The sequence below is a fragment of the Anoxybacillus sp. MB8 genome (assembly GCF_011006755.1).
GTDB lineage: Bacteria > Bacillota > Bacilli > Bacillales > Anoxybacillaceae > Anoxybacillus > Anoxybacillus gonensis.
Window position 1 is genome coordinate 1 of sequence record NZ_RXXX01000027.1, and the last position, 20,095, is coordinate 20,095.

The 20,095-nt window shown below is 40.5% G+C and carries 18 protein-coding genes; all 18 read right to left on the bottom strand.

Translation table 11 applies throughout. From position 1 onward, the window contains the following. Positions 1 to 145: 145 nt before the first annotated feature. Positions 146 to 2,077: a threonine--tRNA ligase gene (gene thrS, locus EKC99_RS10085; protein WP_163151751.1), complete on the bottom strand. Its 1,932-nt coding sequence runs from the start codon at positions 2,075 to 2,077 to the stop codon at positions 146 to 148. A gap of 296 nt (positions 2,078 to 2,373) precedes the next feature. After that, complete coding sequence (gene ytxC / locus EKC99_RS10090) at positions 2,374 to 3,228, bottom strand: putative sporulation protein YtxC (RefSeq protein ID WP_042534772.1); 855 nt, start codon at positions 3,226 to 3,228, stop codon at positions 2,374 to 2,376. Between the two features lie 62 nt (positions 3,229 to 3,290). Beyond that, positions 3,291 to 4,223, bottom strand: coding sequence for a primosomal protein DnaI (dnaI, locus tag EKC99_RS10095; protein ID WP_163151754.1), 933 nt, complete (start codon positions 4,221 to 4,223; stop codon positions 3,291 to 3,293). Between the two features lie 10 nt (positions 4,224 to 4,233). After that, positions 4,234 to 5,631, bottom strand: a complete 1,398-nt coding sequence (locus EKC99_RS10100; protein ID WP_163151756.1) for a replication initiation and membrane attachment family protein — start codon at positions 5,629 to 5,631, stop codon at positions 4,234 to 4,236. Positions 5,632 to 5,664: 33 nt separating this feature from the next. Continuing rightward, on the bottom strand, positions 5,665 to 6,135 hold the full coding sequence (gene nrdR / locus EKC99_RS10105; protein ID WP_009361824.1) for a transcriptional regulator NrdR: 471 nt from the start codon (positions 6,133 to 6,135) through the stop codon (positions 5,665 to 5,667). A gap of 61 nt (positions 6,136 to 6,196) precedes the next feature. Next, positions 6,197 to 6,589 carry a hypothetical protein gene (locus EKC99_RS10110; RefSeq protein WP_021093798.1) on the bottom strand — a complete coding sequence of 131 codons (393 nt, stop codon included), beginning with the start codon at positions 6,587 to 6,589 and terminating at the stop codon, positions 6,197 to 6,199. Between the two features lie 75 nt (positions 6,590 to 6,664). Beyond that, positions 6,665 to 7,039, bottom strand: a complete 375-nt coding sequence (gene speD, locus EKC99_RS10115; RefSeq protein WP_003397846.1) for an adenosylmethionine decarboxylase — start codon at positions 7,037 to 7,039, stop codon at positions 6,665 to 6,667. Between the two features lie 241 nt (positions 7,040 to 7,280). After that, complete coding sequence (locus EKC99_RS10120; RefSeq protein WP_035048760.1) at positions 7,281 to 8,309, bottom strand: glyceraldehyde-3-phosphate dehydrogenase; 1,029 nt, start codon at positions 8,307 to 8,309, stop codon at positions 7,281 to 7,283. Positions 8,310 to 8,416: 107 nt separating this feature from the next. After that, on the bottom strand, positions 8,417 to 9,019 hold the full coding sequence (coaE, locus tag EKC99_RS10125; protein ID WP_085788297.1) for a dephospho-CoA kinase: 603 nt from the start codon (positions 9,017 to 9,019) through the stop codon (positions 8,417 to 8,419). Positions 9,020 to 9,031: 12 nt separating this feature from the next. Then, the gene (gene ytaF, locus EKC99_RS10130; protein ID WP_042894966.1) at positions 9,032 to 9,655 is read right to left on the bottom strand and encodes a sporulation membrane protein YtaF; all 624 of its coding nucleotides are present in this window, start codon (positions 9,653 to 9,655) and stop codon (positions 9,032 to 9,034) included. 67 nt (positions 9,656 to 9,722) lie between these two features. Further along, positions 9,723 to 10,538, bottom strand: a complete 816-nt coding sequence (gene mutM / locus EKC99_RS10135; protein WP_021093794.1) for a DNA-formamidopyrimidine glycosylase — start codon at positions 10,536 to 10,538, stop codon at positions 9,723 to 9,725. A 17-nt stretch (positions 10,539 to 10,555) separates the two neighbouring features. Beyond that, complete coding sequence (gene polA, locus EKC99_RS10140; RefSeq protein ID WP_021093793.1) at positions 10,556 to 13,183, bottom strand: DNA polymerase I; 2,628 nt, start codon at positions 13,181 to 13,183, stop codon at positions 10,556 to 10,558. Positions 13,184 to 13,377: 194 nt separating this feature from the next. Further along, positions 13,378 to 15,141, bottom strand: a complete 1,764-nt coding sequence (pnpS, locus tag EKC99_RS10145) for a two-component system histidine kinase PnpS (RefSeq protein ID WP_163151758.1) — start codon at positions 15,139 to 15,141, stop codon at positions 13,378 to 13,380. Continuing rightward, positions 15,134 to 15,850, bottom strand: a complete 717-nt coding sequence (locus EKC99_RS10150; RefSeq protein ID WP_021093791.1) for a response regulator transcription factor — start codon at positions 15,848 to 15,850, stop codon at positions 15,134 to 15,136. Before EKC99_RS10150 ends, pnpS begins: the two co-directional genes overlap by 8 nt. A gap of 89 nt (positions 15,851 to 15,939) precedes the next feature. Further along, positions 15,940 to 16,410, bottom strand: a complete 471-nt coding sequence (locus tag EKC99_RS10155) for a MaoC/PaaZ C-terminal domain-containing protein (protein WP_163151760.1) — start codon at positions 16,408 to 16,410, stop codon at positions 15,940 to 15,942. A 56-nt stretch (positions 16,411 to 16,466) separates the two neighbouring features. Further along, complete coding sequence (gene mdh / locus EKC99_RS10160; RefSeq protein WP_021093789.1) at positions 16,467 to 17,405, bottom strand: malate dehydrogenase; 939 nt, start codon at positions 17,403 to 17,405, stop codon at positions 16,467 to 16,469. A gap of 22 nt (positions 17,406 to 17,427) precedes the next feature. After that, a complete protein-coding gene (gene icd, locus EKC99_RS10165; protein WP_163151767.1) occupies positions 17,428 to 18,702 on the bottom strand; it encodes an NADP-dependent isocitrate dehydrogenase in 1,275 nt (424 codons plus the stop codon). Positions 18,703 to 18,767: 65 nt separating this feature from the next. Continuing rightward, positions 18,768 to 19,886, bottom strand: coding sequence for a citrate synthase (citZ, locus tag EKC99_RS10170; protein WP_075039314.1), 1,119 nt, complete (start codon positions 19,884 to 19,886; stop codon positions 18,768 to 18,770). Positions 19,887 to 20,095 lie beyond the last annotated feature (209 nt).

Consider the following 20,095-nt stretch of genomic DNA (forward strand, 5'->3'; position numbering starts at 1 on the left):
TTCATCTATTTTACTTACATATCGGAAAGGTTCCTGATTATACCAAATCAGGAACCTGTCTTTTTTTCTCCCACAAACATTTTACTCATACCAATTGATCACAACAAATAAAACTATAACAAACATAAAGAGAAAATGCAACTATTTATTTACGCACTTCTTTTACGATAGAGTCAACGAACGCATCAAGCGGCATCGTTTCGCTTTTTTGTTCGCCATATTTTCGCACGTTCACTGCCCGTTCATTTACTTCATTATCGCCGACAACGAGCATGTACGGAATTTTTTGCATTTGTGCTTCGCGAATTTTATAACCGATTTTTTCTTCACGCTCATCGACTTCAACACGAATGCCTGCCGCTTGTAACGCATGTTTTACTTCATACGCATAATCCATATGAACAGCTGGGGAAACAGGAATAACTTGTACTTGTACAGGCGCTAACCATGTCGGGAACGCCCCTTTATACTCCTCAATTAAAAAGGCAACGAAACGTTCCATCGTTGATACGACACCGCGATGGATGACAACCGGACGATGCGGTTTTCCGTCTTCACCGATATATGTTAAGTCAAAACGTTCCGGTAACAAGAAATCAAGTTGAACCGTAGATAACGTTTCATCTTTTCCAAGCGCTGTTCGTACTTGAACGTCTAGTTTTGGACCGTAAAACGCAGCTTCTCCTTCTGCTTCGTAATAGTCAAGTCCGAGCTCGTCCATCGCCTCTTTTAACATGCTTTGCGCTTTTTCCCACATCGCATCGTCATCATAATATTTTTCTTTATCTTGCGGATCGCGATACGACAGACGGAACGAATAGTTCGTTAAACCGAAATCTTTATATACATCTAAAATTAAATTAACGACGCGCTTAAACTCGTCTTTAATTTGATCTGGGCGAACGAAAATATGCGCATCATTCAATGTCATTCCACGAACGCGTTGCAATCCTGTAAGCGCACCTGACATTTCGTAACGATGCATCGTACCGAGCTCTGCGATACGAATTGGCAACTCGCGATAGCTATGAATTTTATGTTTATACACCATCATATGATGTGGGCAGTTCATCGGACGTAAGACGAGCTGTTCATTATCCATTTCCATTGGCGGAAACATTCCATCCTTATAGTGATCCCAATGACCAGACGTTTTATATAACTCGACGCTACCTAGCACTGGTGTATATACGTGTTGATAGCCAAGCGACAGCTCTTTATCGACGATATAACGCTCAATTGTTCGGCGAATAGTTGCACCTTTTGGAAGCCAAAGCGGCAATCCTTGTCCTACTTTTTGCGATGTCATAAATAAGTCGAGCTCTTTTCCGAGCTTGCGATGATCGCGCTCTTTCGCTTCTTGTAAAAGACGTAAATATTCATCTAAATCTTCTTTTTTGAAAAAGGCTGTACCGTAAATGCGTTGCAACATTTTATTTTTACTGTCACCACGCCAGTATGCACCTGCCACGCTTAACAGTTTAAACTCTTTAATTTTTCCTGTTGATGGGACGTGCACTCCGCGGCAAAGGTCGAAAAATTCGCCTTGTTCGTAAATGGAAACGACTTCTCCCTCTGGAATGTCGTGAATAAGTTCAATTTTTAAATGATCGCCCATTTCTGTATAGCGACGAATTGCCTCTTCGCGACTCACTTCTTGGCGAACGATATCTAAGTTTTCTTTCACAATTTTTTTCATTTCTTGTTCAATTTTCGGTAAGTCTTCTGCTGTAATTGGTACGTCAACATCAATATCATAGTAAAAGCCGTTTTCAATGACAGGGCCAACGCCAAGCTTCACATCTTTGTACAATCGTTTAATCGCTTGTGCCATTAAATGCGCTGTGCTATGACGTAAAATGTCAAGCGCTTCTGGCATATCTTGCGTAATAATCGAAATGGCGCCGTCTTCTTCAATCGGTGTACGCAAATCGATCATGCGATCGTTTAGCTTTCCTGCAATTGCTTTTTTCTTCAGTCCTGGGCTAATGGACGCTGCAATATCTTCCGTTGTCACTCCTTTCGGAAACTCCTTCACTGCTCCATCTGGAAATGTAATTTTTACTACATCCACCAAAGCTGCTCACTCCTTTTTTAAAAAATAAAAAAACTCGTCCCAAAAACGAGGGACGAGTTGGTTTCGTGGTTCCACCCTTCTTCCCGTCTATACGAACATAAAGCGAGCGTATAAACGGCTTCATCTCGATAACGGCGTAAACCGTCAGCAATTACTAAACGGGCAATCGTCCCATTGTTCACTGCTGAAGTTTAGAGGTGGTAAGTGCATTTTCCGTGTTAGGAAGGTTTCAGCCTATGCCTTCCCTCTCTGTGAACCGTAAAAATACACCCATGTCCTCATCATCACTTTTTGCTTTATTCACTATGTATGTCATTATAAGCATATTTTTTTGGAAAATCAAGAGGTGTTCGTAGCTCGATGCGCTCTTGAAACACATTTTGAATCGTTTGAATCATTCCGACATCTGTCACATTTGTATACATATATATTTTTTCTGGTGCTATCGATACGAGCGGCGCTAACACAGATGTATCAATGTACATCGGCTGACTCACCATCAATCGACGGTCAATAAACTGCTTTAGTTGATGAGGTGACAAGTAAAAAAAATGGTCATCGAAAAATTGAAACGTTTCGTTTTCGTATACTAAATGAAGGACGCTCATTTTCGGCTGGCGCGACGCCACAATTTCGCGCAACAGTTGAACGAAAGTTTGGTATTCTTGTTCTAATTTGTATTCGTCAATCGCTAATTCCACATAATGCATAAGCCGATCATAATACGGCTTTAAGCGAAAAGTGATAAGCGACTCGAATGAAAACACCCCTTCCTGCAAACATTCATGCAACGATTGAGCAATTAGTTGCTCACGCGGTACATTTATTTTCTTTCCGAGACGATAATCGTGCCTTTCCCCGTCAATAAACGAATATGTAAGCTGTAAAATTTGTTGTTGCTCTTCTTCGTTTTCATAAAAAAACGTGCGGGAAATGATCGATAAAATCCAACGTGTTTCAAATGCTCGAATGATGCATGAAGAAAAAATAGGAATGAACAATGCGCGCATATGCGCAACATTCTGTTCATGAAAGAAAACGGTAATCGTCTTGTCATCATAAAGCAACTTCCCATATGGTTGCGGTGCTTTACTTAATTGTTCAAATAGTCGTTGTGCATCTTGTCCATTTTGAAATACGATATAAATCAACGGTGCCCCCCCTTTTCCCGAAACATGCTTGTTTTATATATATGGGGAACACCGTTTGTTTATCACATTTCGATTCGGCGATTTTTTCCTGTCATTTCGATCGGAGTAGCTAAATAAATAATTCGTTCGATAATTCGTGCCGCTTTTACTTGTTCTTCTTCACCTCGCTGCGAGTGAGCAAGGTGATGCGTCAGACGTTTTAAATCAAAATTTGATGTAAAACATGTCGGCAAATGCTCAAGCATGCGATATTGTAAAATCGGACCGAGCACCTCATCGCGCCACCAACTTGACATTAATTCTGCTCCTAAATCATCGAGCATAAGGACAGGTACTTGCTTTGCATATTCAATCGTATCTTGAAATGCATCGGTTTGAAGCGATGATTTCAACGAGCGAACAAACTCTGGTACGTACACGAGAAATGAAGCGATGTGCCTTTGTGCTAACTCATTTGCCATCGCTGCTAACAAATATGTTTTTCCGACGCCAAACGATCCGTATAAATATAGCCCTTTCATTCGTTTGCCTATTTCGTATGTCGATGCAAACGTGTTCGCAAGCTCGATCGCTTCAATTCGCCCAAGATCGTCCGTTTCTAGCTGATCAAACGATGCTTGCAACATATCGCGCGGAATAAATAAACTACGAATAAGCGACTGTTGTTTTTTTCGTTCATCATCTTGCACTTTACGAGCACACCGCTCATATTGCACGTCAATGTTTTTCCCTTGCCAAATTAAATGAGGCGTATAACCTTTCAGTAAGTTCGGACATTGTTCTAAGCTTTGGCAACGTTCACAATGCTTGCTTTGTTGCACAAACTCGTACAATTTACCGAGATGACGATTTAACATCGCATCCGTCACGTGATGACCACGCAAAAATGTTTGAACATGAGGATCACGTAAAATGTCGCGCTTCATCGCCTCATATCGTTCTTTAAAATCGTGACGATTCATCAAATGGTGAATGGTTTCCCGAATTGGTTTCATCGTTTATCCCCTAACTTTTCGGTTTTTTTAACCGTTCTTCCAACTCGCGCCGTTTTTGTTCTAACTCTTCTTCTGATTTCACTTGTTTTCGCTCAAATTGTGAATAGTCCGTCTGCAGCCAATCTGGCAACAGTTCGGTACGAATCGGTTTTTTAGAGCCTTTTTGTTCTTTTTCTTTCATAAATGTTTCATATTCTCGCGCCTCTTTTTTCGCCAATTCCATCGCTTGTTTCACCGTACGTACCTTTTTTCGCGCCCATGAACTCGCAATTTTTTCAACATATTTTTTCGGCAACTTCATATCTGTCCGCAGCATGACGTAGTAAATGAGCACGTTCATGACACCTGGCGGCAATTTTTGTTTAAACATAATGTCTTCAATCAACTGTAAATCAGCTAACGCCGGTTCAACCCCACCAGAAAAATCCATAAGCAATTGTCTCGGCGAAACGGTTTCAAGCTGTTTCATTAAATATTCTTCTTCATTTTTTGGTTCGGCATGTGCCATCGTTCGCTCTGCTAACGGTTGTACACGATCATATAGACGCGGAAGCGCTTCACCGCGTTCAAATTGATACCATTCTTGCGCTGCTTTTCGTAATGCTTCAATATCAATTTGTTCAGCGGGATCGATGACGGCCATCACAATTTTTTGCATATCAAGAGGACCAATCCCATACAGAAAAGAAAGCTTTTTAATTGCATCTTTTACTTTTTCAGTAATCGCACGTCGTGGTACGAGGTGATGAGATAGTCCAGCGTAAAAGGCATCGAAGTCAAATATATCATCTTGCATCTTATATATCGCTCGTTCTTTTCCTATATACTGCTGTCCATCTTGAAGCATCACTTCTTGTTTCGCTTCATCACTTAATTTATGAATCATTTTTTCAGGTTGGATGGATGAAAAGACATCGTGAAATGAGCGGGTGATCGGTGTAAATGACGTACGATCAATGGCACGATCGGAAAAAAACTTTTTCAGCTTTTGAAATTTTGTTTTTCCGACACGATCATACAAAAATACATTTAAAACCCCATCGTTGAAAAATTGTTCTGGTGTAAGCGGAAGAAGTAGCTCATAAATAAATACCCGTTCATCGTCTTCATTCGTTCGTTTCATGTACGTATTTAACAACCCGATTCCTTCTAGTTTTAAACGCTCGGCATATATCATTGGCAAACTACATTGCATAATCGCCATTAAACTATGATGTGTCGTCTCCTCGCTCCATAAACGCGCCTGCTCAAGTTCGCTCCATAACGTCATATATAAGCTATACGCTTGAGCACCAATTAAAGGTTGATATAAAAGTGTCAATACTTTTCGGTCTAATTCGCTTAAAATTCCGTTCGCATGTACAATATATCGGTCGACCGCAATTAACTCTTTCCAACTATATTCCATCTTATCGACCTTCTTCATATGAAAAAGAGCACATTATGCCCTTTCTCCTTGTTCTTTTTTAATGAGCTCTTTTAATTCTTCAATAAAGACGTTTAAATCTTTAAACTGTCGATATACAGAGGCAAAACGAACGTAAGCGACTTCATCAATTTTTGATAATCTTTCCATTACCATTTCGCCGATCGTTTCACTTTTTACTTCATTTATGCCGCTATTACGCAATTCTCGCTCAATTTGCTGCGTCACTTGCTCTAATTGTTCAAGGGCAACCGGCCGCTTCTCACATGCTTTAATCAGCCCGCGCAATATTTTTTCACGACTAAATTCTTCTCTCGTTCCTTCTTTTTTCACGACAATTAACGGTGTTTCTTCGACTTTCTCAAACGTTGTAAAACGAAAATGGCAACGTTCACATTCGCGCCGACGGCGAATGGAACGCCCTTCATCAACTGGACGCGAATCAAGTACCCGCGTCCCATGATGGTGACACGATGGGCATTTCATATGTATCAACTCCTGACAGTAATCTTACCCTTATAGTAGACAAAAAAAGGCGCATGCACAACTACTTCTCACTATATATTCCCGATCCGATGTATGTTAATCGTTTAGCTAATTGATCATATAAACGAATAATAAGTTGACGGCTAAATCCAAAGTCGATTGGCAACCACTTTGTTTCTGTCGTCACAGAAAAATCAATAGCTGTTTCGAACGGTCGAACAGAAATGACTGTGACGACGATAAATGCTTTTTTTCCTTTCGTAAGCGATACGCTCATTTCTCCTCTTTCTTCTGAGATTGCCACAATATGATAGCCGTCCATTTGCTCGAACAATTGTTTCACTTCTTTTAATGCAGCCGCTTGCGTCGTTTTATAATAACGGCTTTTCAACTGCTCATCCGGATGACGTTCCGATGTTTCATTATGATTCGTTAATACGTATTTCCATTTCACCTGTCGTCGCCTCACTTTTCAACGAATGATAAAAAAGAGGTGCAGAATCTACACCTCTTTTCCTCTTACACTTTATTATAAAGCTTTTGCTTGTTTAATTTCAATCGGACCCATGCCACGAGGTAATTCAATTGTTTCACGTGTTTGCGCACCTAACGCTTCTGCAATATAGTCAGCAGCAATCGTTGGATCTAAATGTCCACATGTGTACACATCAATACTCGCATATCCGTGTTCAGGAAAACTGTGAATCGTTAAATGTGATTCAGAAATGATCACAACGCCGCTAACGCCTTGTGGTGCAAATTTATGAAATGCAACTTCACGAATTTCCGCACCTGACTTTAACGCTGCATCAACAAATGTTTTTTCAATAAACTCGATGTCATTCAACTTATCAAAATCGCATCCCCAAAGTTCTGAGATAACGTGACGACCCATTGTATCCATGATCGTATCCCCCTTTAATAAATTTTGAAAAAAATAAACGATGAATTTCTTTTGCTTTCTGGAATGTATAACTACCACGGGGGAAAGTTAGTCCAAAGAGGTCCTAACCCTTTAAGTAGTCACATTACCATGCGTTCAAGAAGTTCACGAAAAATAGTATACTTCGTTTATATCTTTTTTTCAATATTGTTTTTTGTTTTTTATGAAATTAGGCATAAAAAATAACGCTGGAATGCCAGCGTTATGACATCGCAACCGCTTCGTTTTTTGACAACTGTTTTGCAACAAGCTTTGTTAAATCAACAACCCGGCACGAATAACCCCATTCATTATCATACCATGCTAATACTTTTACTTTCCGATTTTCGATTACCATCGTTGATAATCCATCGACAATAGCAGAGTGCGGATTCGTATTAAAATCAATCGATACGAGCGGTTCCATCGTCACGTCTAAAATGCCTTTTAACGATCCACGTGCTGCTTGCATAAATGCTTCGTTTACTTCATCGACCGTTACATCTTTTTTTACATCGACAACGACATCAACAAGCGAAACATTTGGCGTTGGAACGCGCAATGCCATGCCGTGCATTTTTCCTTTTAAATGTGGCAATACGAGCGCCAACGCTTTCGCTGCACCTGTCGTTGTTGGAATGATCGATTGTGCACACGAACGGGCACGGCGTAAATCTTTATGCGGATTATCAATATTTTTTTGATCGTTTGTATATGCATGCACAGTTGTCATCAACCCATTTTCAATGCCGAATGCTTCATCAAGCACTTTTACAACCGGAGCTAAACAATTTGTTGTGCATGAAGCATTTGAAATAATGATATGTTCTGGAGAAAGCATATGTTCATTTACACCGATGACAATTGTTACATCTTCATCTTTTCCTGGCGCTGTTAAAATGACGCGTTTCGCCCCTGCTTCGATGTGCATCATTGCTTTCTCTTTTGCATTAAACTTTCCTGTCGCCTCAATGACAATATCGATTTGAAGCTCTCCCCATGGCAGTAGGCGTGGATCGCGGGAATTGAGCAACTGTACTTTTTTCCCATTCACAATAAGTCCATCTTCAACCGGAATGACTTCCCCTTCAAATTTGCCATGGTTTGAATCATATTTTATTAAATGAGCTAACGTTTCAGGCGGATAGCTCGCATTAATCGCTACAATATCAAAATCTTGTTCAATTATCGCTTTTCGGAACACCATCCGTCCAATGCGTCCGAATCCGTTAATCGCTACTCTCGCTTTCATTATATAGCTCCTTTCAATATATATGTTATACTATTTGTTCGTTATCTACAAAAATAGTATAACACTTTTAGTTTGTTTATGCTATAAAAAAATAAAAAAAGGGCGTCCTATTTTCCAAGAACACCCCAACGTACTAAACATGCATGTAATTGTCGTTTCGTTTCTTCTATCGTTCCGTTATTATCGATCACTGCATCGGCTTTCTTTCTTTTTTCTTCAAGCGGCATTTGTGCCTTCATGCGAGCCCGTGCTTCTTCAACCGAAAAGCCATTGCGCTCACAAAGACGATGAAGCTGAGTTTGTTCATCGACATATACAACGAGAATGCGATCAACCAGATGCTCTAATTTACTTTCAAATAAAAGAGGAATATCGAGAACAACTGCCTTTTCCTTTTGTTTCGCATATTGTTCTTTTTGTTGTAGCATATGTTTGCGCACAAGCGGATGAACGATGGCATTTAACTGTTTTCGCTTTTGTTCATCATCAAACACGATCGTACCGAGTTTGCGGCGATCAATCGCTCCGTTTGCATCCAAAATGTCGCGGCCGAACGCTTCAACAATAGGTTTATACGCTTCACCATTGATTGCTGTGACACGATGAGCGATTTCATCTGCATCAATAACAGGAATATGTAAGTCGCGAAACATCGCCGCGACCGTGCTTTTTCCGCTCGCAATCCCCCCTGTTAAACCGATCGTTAACACTTACTATCCCCCCTATCTCATTTTAAAAATACCAAGCACAATGAGCATAATTCCAGGTAAAAACGAATATTTTTGTAGCCAGTCATACTTCCTAAACGACTTACCAATTTTTAAACCGCTAAATAAGAAGCTAAAGCTAAGCAAACAAATGAGAAATGTCGTAAACGTTACAGAATAATTTAAAAGCGCTGCGCTCACTCCTGCCCCAAACGCATCAAGAGACAAAGCAACACCTAAAAATACGGCTTCCATTCCTGTAATCGTACCTGACCGGTCAAAATCAGCCATCGTTGGCTTGCGTAAAATTTGAATAACAATACCGAGCGGACGAATTTCTACATTCATGAGAAACTTTTCTTCATTGTCGTCTCGTTTAAGGATAAATTGAATGATCATCCATAACCCTAATACGATCAATATACTTCCACCCATTGCGTTCGCAACAGCAGGTGAAAAAAACACATACATGATGCGCCCAATGCCCATCGCCACTAAAAAAGTCAGGCACGAAAAAAGCGAAATAATGAGCAATGACCGAAGCGGAATATGTACATTCCGCATACCGTACGTAATCCCGACAGTCAAACCGTCGATGCTAACAGCTAAAGCAAGTAAAAATAAAGACCATGTGATCATAAGCGCCTGCCCCTTCCTTTGAAAAACTACCATAGTATATGGAAGAGGCCTAGGCAATGTTCTTACACTATGTTTGACAATGTTTACAATAATGCGTACCGCGATTTGCGACCGTTGTTTTGACAATGGGCTCCCCGCATCGCCGACACGGCTTATTTACACGCCCATATACGTACAATTGCGTTTGAAATGTTCCGATTTTCCCTTGCGTATTGACGTACGTTCGAACCGTACTTCCCCCTTTTTCAATCGCTTCCCGTATCGTTTCAACGATTGCTTCATGTAACGCTTCTATTTCTTGCTCCGTTAACGTAGTTGCGATACGTTCTGGATGAATGGACGAACGAAATAACACTTCGTCAACATAAATATTTCCTAACCCTGCAACGATCGTTTGATCAAGCAATACCGCTTTTATTGTTCGCTTTGTTCGTTGAAGCTGATCGGTAAGCCATAAAACAGTAAACTGTTCGTCAAGCGGCTCGATGCCGATGTTTGATAAAGGTGGAACGTTTTCCCCTTTATTGAACAAATGCATCGTTCCAAATTTACGCACATCGCGATAACGAAGTTCGGTACGATCTGTAAATGTAAAAAAGATGTGCGTATGGCGATCGAATGGGGCATTTTCTTTTTCGTATATGTAGCGTCCTTCCATACGTAAATGGGAAACTAGAACAACATCGTCCAATTGAAAAATTAAAAATTTCCCCCGTCGCTCAATATCGTAAATCGTCTGTCCTTTTAATCGATCGCAAAATGTTTCTACGTCAGGATGTTGGACGATCTTTTCCCAATGTACTTTTACACGTTCAATCGTTTTGCCAACAACAAGCGGAAGAAGCGTGCGCCGCACCGTTTCCACTTCAGGGAGTTCTGGCATGTTTGTTCATCCTTTCCTTACTTCGCATCATACCACGTCGGTCCAAAGTGGTAATCGACCTTTAATGGAACACGTAATGACACTGCATTTTCCATCACATCTGGGACAATTTTTTTCAACAAATCAATTTCCTCTTTTGGGGCCTCTAAAATCAGTTCGTCATGTACTTGCAATAATAGACGCGCTTGTAACCGTTCTTCATGTAAACGTGTCGCTAAATCAATCATCGCTTTTTTAATAATATCGGCAGCGCTTCCTTGAATTGGTGTGTTCATCGCTGTTCGCTCAGCAAAGCTACGCATATTAAAGTTGCTGCTTGTAATATCCGGTAAATAGCGACGACGGTGGAGCAACGTCGTGACATATCCTTTTTGTTTTGCATCTTGTACAATTTCTTCCATATATCGTTTGACACCTGGATAGCTTTGAAAATATCGCTCAATAAATTCCGCTGCTTCTTTGCGTGTAATGCCTAAGTTTTGCGACAATCCGTAGTCGCTAATTCCGTAAACGATACCAAAATTGACCGCCTTCGCTTGCCGGCGCATATGTGCGGTCACTTCTTCTTCCTTTACATGAAAAATGTCCATCGCCGTTTTCGTATGAATGTCGAGATCATGATGAAATGCGGCAATTAAATTTTCGTCATTGGCAATATGGGCTAACACGCGCAACTCAATTTGCGAATAGTCAGCCGCAAAAATGACCCAGTCATCAAAAGATGGGACGAACGCTTGACGAATTTTTCTTCCTTCTTCAATGCGAATCGGAATGTTTTGTAAATTAGGCTCCGTTGAACTTAAGCGCCCTGTTTGCGTCAATGCTTGTTGGAAAATGGTATGCACTTTTCCTGTATCTTGGCGCACTACTTTCATTAATCCTTCTACATACGTCGATTGTAATTTTCCGAGTTGACGATAATGTAAAATTTGCTCAATGATTTCATGGTATGGCGCTAATTTTTCTAAAACATCCGCCGATGTGGAATAACCTGTTTTCGTTTTTTTCACAATCGGCAACTGTAATTTCTCAAACAAAATCGTTCCAAGTTGTTTTGGGGAATTAATGTTAAACGTTGTTCCTGCTAATTCATAAATGCGTTGCTCAATTTGTTGGAGCTGAGCGGTGAACTCTCTCCCCATGTTTTGTAAGCAATTCACATCCACCTTTACACCGTAAAACTCCATTTGCGCCAAAATGAACGTAAGTGGTAACTCTAAGTGAATAAGCAATTCAAATTGTTCATTTTGTTTTAGTTCATGAATATATGTTTCTTTTAGAGAAGCAATCGCTTTTGCCTTTCGTACGAGATGTTCAGCTAATACATTTGTCGGCGGAACCGTCTGTTTTGCCCCTTTTCCGTACACCTCTTCATCGCTTTGTACGTCTGTATATTGCTTCGTTTTTGCAACAGCTGCGATATCCCCGTTTGCATCTGTCGGATTGAGCAAGTATGCCGCTAATAATAAATCAAAATCGATTCCTTTTAATTCAATGCCGTGCCACTTTAGCGCAACAATTGCTCGTTTCGCGTCAAACACACTTTTTTTACATTGCTCATTCTCAAGCCATGCTCGAAATACAGAAGATGCAAAAGCAACGTCTGTCGGGATAAAAAAATGTCCTCGCTCATTCACAAGTGCAAATCCGAGAATCGGTGCTTGATGATAATTTTCATCAAGCACTTCGACAACAAGGGCGCTATCTTCCGTCAACATGTGCTCGTCAATCGTTTGTACCGTTACGAAAGAGATGTTCGTTAACGATCGTTGTTCATGTGAAGAATGTCCAATTTTATCCATGAGCGACGTAAAACCTAGCTCTTGAAACAATGCTGCCAGTCGTTCGACATCATATGACTGCCATGCTAATTCATCGAGCGATAGTGTGAGCGGAACGTCGCGATGAATGGTCGCTAACTGCTTACTTAGTAGCGCTTGTTCACGATACGTTTGTAAATTCTCTTTTAGTTTTTTTCCTGAAATATGTTCAAGTGATGCTAGTACGTGTTCAACTGTTCCGTACTCCTTTAACAACTTTAACGCTGTCTTTTCTCCGACTCCCGGAACACCCGGGATATTATCTGATGCATCCCCCATTAACCCTTTTAAATCAACAATTTGTGCGGGCGTTAATCCGTACTTTTCAAGCACATGCTCTGGCGTATATCGTTCCATATCTGTTATTCCTTTTTTCGTCACATGCACATGAATACGGTCAGACGCTAATTGAGTTAAATCCCGATCTCCTGAAATAATCACAACGTGAAATCCTTCTTTTTCCGCTTTTGTCGCAAGCGTCCCAATAATATCATCCGCTTCGTAATTTTCAAGTTCATATGTGCGGATGTTATATGCATCAAGCAACTCACGTAAAAATGGAAACTGTTCTGATAGTTCTGGTGGCGTCTTTTGTCTCCCACCTTTATATTCTGTATACACTTCATGACGAAATGTCGTTTTCCCTGCGTCAAACGCAACGAGCATATGCGTCGGTTTTTCTTCTTCAATGAGCTTCATTAACATCATCGTAAAACCGTAAATCGCATTTGTATGAATCCCTTTATCGTTATGTAAGAGCGGCAGAGCAAAAAAAGCGCGGTAAGCGATGCTATTGCCGTCGATCAATACTAATTTATTTGCCAAACCGAAAACCTCCTCTTTATTCACTTACGCTTATTTTACCACGATACCCGCTAAAAAAGAAAAAAGACGAGAACATTCGTTGTCCTCGCCTATTCCAAGACAATCGGCTTCTTGGATGAAGGGGTTTTCATCTGTTATCTTACCAATATTTTTTTAATATATGGTAAATCGTTTGTAAATATATCGTTAAAAAATCATTCATCTAAACAAGCATCAACGCGAAAATGAACAGTAAATGTCGTTCCTACACCTACTTCACTTTTTACAGAAATCGTTCCGTGATGTGCCTCCACTAAATGTTTTACAATCGCTAAACCAAGGCCTGTCCCTCCTGAATTGCGACTTCGTGCTTTGTCTACACGATAAAAACGTTCAAAAATGCGCGGAATTTCTTTTTGTTCAATGCCAATCCCTGTGTCGCTGACATGAACATGCAATTGTTTATCGTCTTTTTCGATGGAAACGGTGACGCGTCCACCTGCTGGCGTATAAGCGATGGCGTTATTAATTAAATTAATAAAAATTTGCTTTAAACGATGTAAATCTCCATACATATAACAAATCGGGGCATTCGATGTGCATGATAATGCAATTTGTTTATCGTTCGCTTTCCCTTCAAGCATGACAATGACTTCTTTTAATACGTCGTACAAGTCAACAACCGATATATTTAATGTAAATCCTTGTTGTTCAATTTTTGATAAATCAAGCAAATCTTGAATCAAATGTTGCAATCGTTCGCTTTCTTTTAAAATAATCGTTAAAAAATATTCAAGTGTTTGAGCATCATGCATTGCCCCATCTAATAACGTTTCCGCAAAACCTTTAATCGATGTAATCGGCGTTTTTAGTTCGTGCGAAACGTTCGCTACAAAATCTTTTCGCATTTGCTCAAGCTTTTTTAGCTCAGTAATATCGTGGAACACAACGATAATTCCTTTCCATTCATCGTTCGTTCCGATAATCGGTGTTCCGTATACTTCAAAATGTTTTCGCTCAATACCGACAGGAAGAAGCAATTGTTTCCGTACGTTTACTTCGGTCATAAATATTTCTTCGACAAGCGAAATAACTTCCTTATGCGGAAACGCCTCATAATATAAACGATGAACGTAGTCGGACGGATCAATATGAAACATTTCCTTATACGCGCGGTTCATGAGCGAAATGTAACCACGTTGATCAATTAAAATTAAGCCGCTCCCCATATTTTCAATTAATGCTCGCAAGCGATCTTGCTGCATTTCTTGCATGCGCACCATCTCTTGTAAATTGCGCGCTAAAATATTAAGCGACTGGCTAAGCATCCCCGTTTCATCTTCTCGACTTTCGTACGTTCGCGCTTTATAATTGCCGCGTGCAAGTTCCATCGCCACTTTTGTTGCGGCCTCAATCGGTTTTGTATATTGATTTGTAATTTTAATACCTAATAAAAGAATAATGAAAAATGCAATACTTAAGCTGAATGTAAGCAAAATCCAAATTTGTTCATTTACCCGCTCGATCGCATCCATCGGCAAACTGAGAACAATATGCCCAAGTTGCTCATCCCGCTGCCAAAATGGGACGGCATAATAATATAAATCTTGTTCTTCTTCAAAAATAACGGAACGATCTTCTTGTTTTAATAACGTTTGAATCAATTTTTTATGACGCTTTTCATCGATGGATACGTAATTGTTTGTATCAAACATAAGCTGTCCATCTCGGTCAACAATCGTGATGCGAGCGGACAGCATGTCGCTAATGGCACGCAATTTTTGCTCAAACGACGAGGATTGGAACGATTTATTCTCTATATATAAAGCTAAAAGCTTGGCCTCCTTCTCCATCCGTTCATGGACGGTATCCGCATAAAATTTTTGAAATAATTGACCTAATAACACCCCAAGACCAAATAAAACAGATAAAATGACCGAAACGAGCCCGAGCAATAGCCGAGAGCGAAATTTATTCATCCACTTTCGGCTCCTCTAGCTTATACCCTAATCCGCGTATTGTTTTAATGTATACGGGTTTTCGCGTATCTTGTTCGATTTTTTCACGCAAATGGCTAATATGCACATCAACAATGCGCGTATCTCCAGCAAAATCATAATTCCATACGGCGCTAAGTAACTGATCGCGCGTCAATACACGCCCTTTATATTTCGCTAAATATGCTAATAGCTCAAATTCTTTTGGAGTTAATTCTAATCTTTGTTCTGCAAAATACGCCTCATAACGATCTGGGAAAATTTTTAGTTGCCCGACAATGAGCGAATCGTCACCATTTTCTTGTTTTTCTTCATTTTCATGAATAGTCGTTCGGCGCAAAATCGCCTTGACACGTGCGACAACTTCGCGTGGGCTAAACGGCTTCGTCATATAGTCATCAGCACCTAATTCAAGACCAAGCACTTTATCAAACTCATCGTCTTTTGCCGTCAACATTAAAATAGGGGTCATCACTTTTTGTTGACGCAATTGCTTACATACTTCGATGCCATCTAATTTTGGTAACATTAAATCGAGAATGATAAAATCAGGTCGTTCTTCCAATGCTTTATGAAGCCCTTCTTCCCCATCATAAGCCGTCAATACGGTAAATCCAGCTTGTTTTAAATTGTACTCTAATAGAGTGACGATCGAATGCTCATCATCGACAACTAACACACGTTTCGACATAGCCATCCTCCACCAACGTAAATTTGTTACATTTTTATTATAACGAGTTATTTTGAAAGATAAAAATAAAAAAAGAGGCGATGCCCCTTTTAAAAGTTATCTAATGCTTTTTCTTCAATAAACGGATATGGCGGAACGACACGCAACGCTCCAACTAATATTTCTTCCCCATCTCGAACCGCTCGAACGGAAATATGAATTTCATTGTTTTCTTCATCGACATGCGTTACTTCAAATAAAAACTCAACGTGCTCATAATGATATACCGGTCGTTTAAATTCAATCGTTTGGGAAACGATATGGCTTCCTGGACCTGGTAAATATTTCGAAATAGCTGATGTAATCATCCCTGTTAACATAATCGCTGGTACGATTGGACGTTTCAACGGTGTTTGGGATGCATAATCATGTTGAATATAAAGCGGGTTCGCATCGTTTGTCAGCCCTAAATATAACAATAAATCTTTATCTTCAATCGCTTCCGTTAATACGAGCTTCTCCCCGACCGAAATGTCCGAAATTAAACGTCCAATTTTACGCTTTTTCCCTAACATCGTCATCTCCCCTTTGTTTGACCATATACAAAAATTCGGGGAAAGATCCCCCGAATTTTTTATCATTGTAACACTTTCATCACGTTTTTCACCGATTCAACAGATTTCGCTAATGCTTCTTTTTCTTCGTCTGTTAACTGTAATTCGATCACTTTTTCGATTCCGTTGCCACCTAAAATCGTTGGCACACCTAAATAAATGCCTTCATATCCGTATTCGCCTTCTAAATAAGCGATGGCTGGAAGAACTCGGCGCTGGTCTTTTACGATCGCTTCAACCATCTCAGCAAGGGACGCAGCTGGCGCATAATAAGCGCTACCGTTGCCTAGCAAGTTGACGATTTCACCGCCACCTTTACGCGTACGTTCAACAATGGCGTCTAAACGCTCTTTTGGGATTAACGTTTCAAGCGGAATGCCCCCTGCATATGAGTAACGCACAAGCGGTACCATATCATCTCCATGACCGCCTAAAACAAATCCTGTAATGTCTTTAACAGATAAGTTTAATTCTTGTGCAACAAATGTCCGGAAACGCGCGGTATCTAATACACCAGATTGGCCGATGACGCGGTTTTTCGGAAAGCCCGATTCTTTAAATACTGTATATGTCATCGCATCTACTGGGTTTGTTAAGACGATAATAAAGCAGTTCGGTGAGTATTTAACGACTTCTTTCGTTACAGCTTTCATAATGTTTTGATTTGTCGTTACTAAGTCGTCACGACTCATCCCTGGTTTGCGTGCAATCCCCGCAGTGATGACAACGATATCCGAATCAGCCGTATCCGCATAATCTGACGTACCAATAATGTTGGCGTCAAAACCAAGAACTGGGCTTGACTCAAGCATATCGAGCGCCTTTCCTTTTGTCGGATTTTCCAATTGTGGAATGTCGACAAGAACGATATCCCCTAGCTCTTTTTGCGCTAAAATAAACGCTGTTGTCGCTCCCGTAAATCCAGCACCGATAATTGAGATTTTTTTACGTTTCATACCCACGTTCTTCCATCCCCTTTTTCGTTTATTCGCCCATATTTCGAATGAGAGCATCCGAAAATTCAGAGCATTTCACTTCTGTTGCACCTTCCATTAAGCGCGCAAAATCATATGTGACCACTTTAGATGCAATTGTTTTTTCCATAGAGTCAATAATGAGTTTCGCTGCCTCGTTCCAACCGAGATGTTCAAACATCATTACACCAGATAAAATGACAGACGACGGGTTCACTTTATCTAATCCTGCATATTTTGGTGCTGTGCCATGCGTTGCTTCAAAAATTGCATGACCTGTTTCATAGTTAATGTTTGCACCTGGAGCGATACCGATGCCGCCTACTTGTGCTGCAAGCGCATCAGAAATGTAGTCGCCGTTTAAGTTCATCGTTGCAACGACATCAAACTCGCGTGGACGAGTTAAAATTTGTTGTAAGAAAATATCTGCAATCGCATCTTTGATGATAATTTTTCCTGCTGCTTCTGCTTCCGCCTGCGCTTTGTTTGCAGCTTCTTTTCCATCCGTTTCAACGATGCGATCATATTCTGCCCATGTAAACACTTGATCGCCAAATTCTTGCTCAGCTAATTCGTAACCCCAGTTTTTAAACGCACCTTCTGTATATTTCATAATGTTTCCTTTATGAACGAGCGTCACCGATTTGCGGCCGTGTTCAATCGCATATTTAATGGCTGCCCGCACTAATCGTTTCGTTCCTTCTTCTGAAATTGGCTTAATGCCGATTCCTGACGTTTCAGGGAAGCGGATTTTGCGTACGCCCATCTCATTTTGTAAGAAATCGATCACTTTTTTTACTTCTGGCGTTCCTTTCGCATATTCGATTCCAGCATAAATATCTTCCGTATTTTCACGGAAAATAACCATGTCTGTATCTTCAGGACGCTTAACTGGAGAAGGAACTCCTTTAAAATAGCGAACCGGGCGTAAGCATACAAATAAATCGAGCTCTTGGCGAAGCGCAACGTTTAATGAACGAATGCCACCACCGACCGGCGTTGTTAACGGACCTTTAATCGCAATTATGTATTCACGAATCGTATCAAGTGTTTCTTGTGGCAACCATTCACCTGTCAACTTAAACGCTTTTTCACCAGCAAGCACTTCTTTCCAAACGATTTTCCGTTCACCTTTATACGCTTTTTCAACAGCTGCTTCCAATACGCGAGAAGCGGCTGCCCAAATATCTGGACCTGTCCCATCCCCTTCAATAAATGGGATAATTGGATAATTTGGAACGTTTAATACTCCATTTGTAACTGTAATTTTTTCTCCTTGCATCATCATACCTCCAAATCGTGTAGTGTAAAAAGGTGAGAGGCGAACTTCTCACCTTTTCTAAACAATCGTTATACGCGTTCTTCAAGCGGTACGTACACTTGTCTCATCGGTCCTGTGTATTCTGCACGCGGGCGAATGAGACGGTTGTTTTCGTACTGCTCTAAAATGTGTGCAAGCCATCCAGACATACGGCTAATTGCAAAAATTGGTGTAAATAAATCGTGATCAATTCCTAAACTATGGTAAACAGAAGCTGAGTAGAAATCAACATTTGGTGGTAACCCTTTTGTCGATGTAACAATCTCCTCAATTTTCACCGACATGTCATACCAATGTGGTTCACCTGTTAACTTCGTCAATTTTTCAGACATTTTCTTTAAATGTTTTGCGCGTGGGTCTCCGTGACGATAAACGCGATGACCGAAGCCCATAATTTTTTCTTTGTTGTTTAATTTGTTGTGAATGTACGTTTCTACATTTTCAAGCGTACCGATTTCCGTCAACATTTTCATGACCGCTTCGTTTGCTCCGCCATGAAGAGGTCCTTTTAATGCTCCAATCGCTGCAGTAATGCCAGAGTATACATCTGATAAAGTAGCAACACAGACGCGCGCCGTAAACGTTGAAGCGTTCAATTCATGGTCCGCATGAAGCACAAGCGCTTTATTAAACGCTTCTTCAGCGATTGGATCCGGCTCTTTACCTGTTAACATGTATAAAAAGTTTGCCGCAAAACTTAAATCTTTGCGCGGTGGTACAGGCTCTAATCCTTTGCGAATGCGGGAAAACGCAGCAACAATTGTTGATACTTTCGCCTGTAAACGAATCGCTTTGCGATAGTTCGCTTCCGGATTCATCGCTTCCGCTTCTTCATCGTACAATCCAAGGAACGAAATCGCTGTGCGAAGCGCTGCCATTGGATGAACTTTGTCAAGCGGATACATTTTAAAGTGATCAATGATTTGTTGCGGAATATCGGCATTTTCTGCCAACTGTTTCGTTAACGTTTCTAGCTCTTCTTTGTTTGGCAATTTGCGGTGCCAAAGCAAATAAACAACCTCTTCAAACGTAGCATGTTCTGCTAAATCATCGATATTATACCCAACGTACGTGAGCGTATCATCGATGATCGAACTAATTGTGGAAGTGGTTGCGACAACCCCTTCGAGACCGCGAGTTACTGTCATCTTACATCTCTCCTTTTCTCTTTTATTCCCCTTTTCCCATGTTGAAACGCGTCGTCGAGCGATTGCTCAAAACAGCTGAATAAAAATGCAAAGAAAATGCTTACATTTTGTTATATATTCACCTGTCCGCTTAACGAAGCGAGCAGGGGAATATATACGATAGTTTCGTACATGCTCCAATACCATTATAAACAATTATCAGACTTTTG

Bases quoted from the DNA above. Each gene is read 5' to 3' on its own strand.
- nrdR (WP_009361824.1), bottom strand. From the start codon at position 6,135: ATGAAATGCCCATCGTGTCACCATCATGGGACGCGGGTACTTGATTCG.
- EKC99_RS10150 (WP_021093791.1), bottom strand. From the start codon at position 15,850: ATGTCGAAACGTGTGTTAGTTGTCGATGATGAGCATTCGATCGTCACT.
- EKC99_RS10120 (WP_035048760.1), bottom strand. From the start codon at position 8,309: ATGAAAGCGAGAGTAGCGATTAACGGATTCGGACGCATTGGACGGATG.
- icd (WP_163151767.1), bottom strand. From the start codon at position 18,702: ATGATGCAAGGAGAAAAAATTACAGTTACAAATGGAGTATTAAACGTT.
- ytaF (WP_042894966.1), bottom strand. From the start codon at position 9,655: ATGATCACATGGTCTTTATTTTTACTTGCTTTAGCTGTTAGCATCGAC.
- EKC99_RS10155 (WP_163151760.1), bottom strand. From the start codon at position 16,410: ATGACGATGTTAGGGAAAAAGCGTAAAATTGGACGTTTAATTTCGGAC.
- mutM (WP_021093794.1), bottom strand. From the start codon at position 10,538: ATGCCAGAACTCCCTGAAGTGGAAACGGTGCGGCGCACGCTTCTTCCG.
- dnaI (WP_163151754.1), bottom strand. From the start codon at position 4,223: ATGAAACCAATTCGGGAAACCATTCACCATTTGATGAATCGTCACGAT.
- pnpS (WP_163151758.1), bottom strand. From the start codon at position 15,141: ATGAATAAATTTCGCTCTCGGCTATTGCTCGGGCTCGTTTCGGTCATT.
- speD (WP_003397846.1), bottom strand. From the start codon at position 7,039: ATGGATACAATGGGTCGTCACGTTATCTCAGAACTTTGGGGATGCGAT.
- EKC99_RS10100 (WP_163151756.1), bottom strand. From the start codon at position 5,631: ATGGAATATAGTTGGAAAGAGTTAATTGCGGTCGACCGATATATTGTA.
- citZ (WP_075039314.1), bottom strand. From the start codon at position 19,886: ATGACAGTAACTCGCGGTCTCGAAGGGGTTGTCGCAACCACTTCCACA.